The following is a 3,809-nucleotide window of genomic DNA, read 5'->3' as shown; positions in this document are numbered from 1 at the left end:
GCGAGGCGCCGTGCCAGGGACTGCGAGCCCGGCAAGATCCAAACGACAGGCCCTAGCGTCCCGGTAAGATCCACGGCATGGGTACGACGTAGGAACACGAGCGTGGTCCGTGACCACAGAACGGCCGCCCGGCAGCCGCCGGGCCGCGTTCGTGCGCCTTCCGTCAGCCCGACTCCCAGGAGACAGCCTCCCCATGCCCTACGTATCGCCCTCCCCCGCCCTGAACCGCCGCGTCGAGCGGCTGCGTACGCTCGCCGCGGCCGAACCACGCCTGGACGGCGTCCTGTTGTACGGGTCGTGGACCCTCGGCGAGTCGGACGCGCACTCGGACATCGACGCCTATCTCTTCGTACGGGACGCGGACGCGGACACGTTCGACGGGCGGGAGTTCGTCGGGCGGCTGGCGCCGCTCAAGCTCGCCCACACCAATATGTACGGGATCCTCGCCGTCGTCTTCGACGACCTGATGCGCGGGGAGTTCCACATCGATCCGGCGGGGTCCGGCATCGATCAGATCTCGTCGTGGGAGGGGATGGTGCACCTGCCCGACCCCGGGTCCGCCGTCCTGCTCGACCGAAGCGGGCGGCTGACCGCGGCCGCGCGCCGGCTCGCCGGCCACCGCCCGCCCGAGCCGGTGTCCACGGCCCAGGAGCTGTGCGACGAACTGGCCAACTGGACGCTGATGCTGGCGCATGTGCGGGCCCGGGGCGAGAACGCCCGCGCGTACAACCTGCTGCACGCCGTGGTGGCGCCGCTCCAGTTGAAGCTGTGCCGGCTGCTGCGGGGGTCCACGGCGCACTGGCTGACGCCGAGCCGGGCTCTGGAGCGGGATCTCCCGGAGTCCGACCGCGCGCGCCATCTGGCGACCACGGGTGGGGCGCGGCCCGCCGAGGTCCGGTCGGCGGCGATGGAGAGCTGGCGGTGGAGCCGGGAGCTGGCCGCCGAGGCGGCGGCCCGCTGGGGCACCGCGCTGCCGCTTCAACTGCACGACGAGATCGCGGAGTTGCTGGCCGACGGGGTGACGCGGGCGACGGCAACTTCCGTCGACACGCGTCACCCCTGAGGGGGCAACCGCCCGCCCGCCGGTCCACGTCGTCCCTCCCGGAGGTCAGTTTCCGAGGAGGGGAACCAGATGGACGGGGCGGGCACCGGAGGGGAAGCGGGCGACAGCGGCGGCGACGCGCGTACGGAGCGCGGGAGTCGGGCGGCTCGCGGGCTTCGGGCGGTCGTTCCGATCGTGTGCGTCCTCGCGATCGTCGCCCTGACAGCGGCCGTGGGACGCCTCTGGTACGGAGCCCCGTACGGGACGGCCGATCCCGCGCGGGCGGCCGAGCGGATCCAGGAGCGTTCCCAGCGGGCGTACGACCTCCTGAGGCTGCCCGAACCGGTCGCGCCGGCCTGGAACTTCCTCGACCATCGCGTGTGCCGTGACCGTGGACTGCGCGACGTCACCGGCGATCCGGAGCCGGGAGTCATGGCCCCCGAACACCGCTGGGGTGTCGACGGTGTCTCCGAGGGTGTCGCCCGACCGGCGCTGGACCGGCTGCGTCATCGGCTGACCGCTCAGGGCTGGGAACACATCCATGAGCGGGAGGCGCGGGGACCGGGACCTGTCGAGACCGGGTTCCGCTTCGAGGACCCGGCGAGCGGCGACACGCTGGACGCCCGCTGGAACAGCGCGCGCGGCGCCCTGTTCGTCGATGTCCGGGCGCCGTGCGCGCGCGTTCCGGACGCCCTCGCCGACGCCTCCCGGGATCTCTTCGACCGCGCTCCCGACGGGCCGTTCCCGGACGGCGCAACGACCGGCACAACGACCGGCACGCAGGAGTGAATTGTTTCAGCTCCGGGGTGCCGACCGGGCCGGGAAAACCCCACCGACCAGGGCCGTACCGCACCTTGACATGGCTCCGCGACGCCACCTACCTTCTCAGTGAATCGATTCATTCATCGATCAGGGACCGAAGGAAGCCTCTTGATGACGTCCTCCCCCGAATCCGAACTGCTGGCGCGTTCCCACCGCCTGGGCGCCGATCCGCGCAACACCAACTACGCGGGCGGCAACACCTCCGCCAAGGGCCTGGCCGCCGACCCGGTGAGCGGCGGCGACACCGAGCTGATGTGGGTGAAGGGGTCCGGCGGGGACCTGGGCACGCTCACCGGACCGGGTCTGGCCGTGCTCCGGCTCGACCGGCTGCGGGCGCTCGCCGAGGTGTATCCGGGGGTGGATCGCGAGGACGAGATGGTCGCCGCCTTCGACTACTGCCTGCACGGCAAGGGCGGCGCGGCCCCCTCCATCGACACCGCGATGCACGCTCTGGTGGACGCCGCCCACGTCGATCATCTGCACCCGGACTCGGGCATCGCGCTCGCCTGTGCGGCGGACGGCGAGGCGCTGACGGCCCGGTGCTTCGGCGAGCGCGTGGTGTGGGTGCCGTGGCGGCGTCCCGGCTTCCAACTCGGCCTGGACATCGCCGCGGTGAAGGAGGCGAACCCGCGGGCGATCGGCTGTGTGCTCGGCGGCCATGGCATCACCGCGTGGGGGAACACGTCGCGCGAGTGCGAGGAGAACTCGCTGAGCATCATCCGCGAGGCCGAGCGGTTCCTCGCCGAGCACGGCCGACCGGAGCCGTTCGGTCCGCCGCTCGAGGGGTACGGCCCGCTGCCCGGCGACGAGCGGCGGGCGCGCGCCGCCGCGCTGGCCCCGCTGCTGCGCGGGCTGGCCTCCACGGACCGGCCGCAGGTGGGGCACTTCACCGACAGCGAGCCCGTGCTGGACTTCCTGTCCCGCGCGGGGCACCCGCGTCTCGCGGCGCTCGGCACCTCGTGCCCGGACCACTTCCTGCGTACGAAGGTCCGGCCGCTGGTCCTCGATCTGCCCGCGTCCGCGCCGCTCGACGAGGTGAAGGACCGTTTCGCGCGGCTGCACGAGGAGTACCGCGCGCAGTACGCCGCCTACTACGACCGGCACGCCGACGCCGGCTCGCCGCCGATGCGGGGCGCCGATCCGGCGATCGTGCTGGTGCCGGGTGTGGGCATGTTCTCGTACGGCAAGGACAAACAGACGGCCCGGGTGGCCGGTGAGTTCTATCTCAACGCGATCAATGTGATGCGGGGCGCCGAGTCGGTGTCGTCGTACGCGCCGATCGAGGAGTCGGAGAAGTTCCGGATCGAGTACTGGGCGCTGGAGGAGGCGAAGCTCCGGCGGATGCCGGCCCCGAAGCCGCTGGCCGCCCGCGTCGCGCTGGTGACCGGCGGCGGGTCGGGCATCGGGAAGGCCGTCGCGCACCGGCTGGCGGCCGAAGGCGCGTGTGTGGTCGTGGCCGATGTGAACGCGGCGGGCGCGGCGGAGGTCGCCGCCGAACTGGGCGGCCCCGAACGGGCGTTGGCGGTCACCGTCGACGTGACCGACGAGGACGCGATCGGCGCCGCCTTCCGCGCGGCGGTGCTCGCGTTCGGCGGCGTGGACCTGGTCGTCAACAACGCGGGCATCTCGATCTCGAAGCCGCTGCTGGAGACGACCGCGCGNNCGCGCGGCTCGTTCCTGGTGTCGCGGGAGGCGGCAAGGGTCATGACCGGGCAGGGGATGGGTGGTGACATCGTGTACATCACCTCGAAGAACGCGGTGTTCGCCGGTCCCAACAACATCGCCTACTCGGCCACGAAGGCGGACCAGGCGCACCAAGTCCGTTTGCTGGCGGCGGAGTTGGGTGAGCACGGCATCCGGGTCAACGGGGTGAACCCGGACGGGGTGGTGCGCGGGTCGGGGATCTTCGCGGGTGGCTGGGGGGCGCGGCGGGCCGCGGTGTACG

Annotated in this window: 3 protein-coding genes and 1 pseudogene; all 4 read left to right on the top strand. The window is 72.5% G+C overall.

The window, feature by feature from the left end; translation table 11 throughout:
- Positions 1–193 precede the first annotated feature (193 nt).
- Positions 194–1,063, top strand: coding sequence for a DNA polymerase subunit beta (locus tag BHU15_RS36520; RefSeq protein WP_069631018.1), 870 nt, complete (start codon positions 194–196; stop codon positions 1,061–1,063).
- A gap of 69 nt (positions 1,064–1,132) precedes the next feature.
- On the top strand, positions 1,133–1,831 hold the full coding sequence (locus BHU15_RS36515; RefSeq protein WP_069631017.1) for a hypothetical protein: 699 nt from the start codon (positions 1,133–1,135) through the stop codon (positions 1,829–1,831).
- A 144-nt stretch (positions 1,832–1,975) separates the two neighbouring features.
- Positions 1,976–3,525: pseudogene (gene rhaD / locus BHU15_RS36510) on the top strand (bifunctional rhamnulose-1-phosphate aldolase/short-chain dehydrogenase); the annotation flags it as partial.
- A 2-nt stretch (positions 3,526–3,527) separates the two neighbouring features.
- Positions 3,528–3,809 (top strand): SDR family NAD(P)-dependent oxidoreductase (locus BHU15_RS41885; protein WP_255293301.1); only part of this gene is annotated, 282 nt, incomplete at both ends.

It is taken from the genome of Streptomyces niveus (assembly GCF_001723055.1).
GTDB lineage: Bacteria > Actinomycetota > Actinomycetes > Streptomycetales > Streptomycetaceae > Streptomyces > Streptomyces niveus.
The sequence above is the reverse complement of the archived record's forward strand: the minus strand, read 5'-3'. Positions and strand labels throughout refer to the sequence as shown.

Bases quoted from the DNA above. Each gene is read 5' to 3' on its own strand.
- BHU15_RS36520 (WP_069631018.1), top strand. From the start codon at position 194: ATGCCCTACGTATCGCCCTCCCCCGCCCTGAACCGCCGCGTCGAGCGG.
- BHU15_RS36515 (WP_069631017.1), top strand. From the start codon at position 1,133: ATGGACGGGGCGGGCACCGGAGGGGAAGCGGGCGACAGCGGCGGCGAC.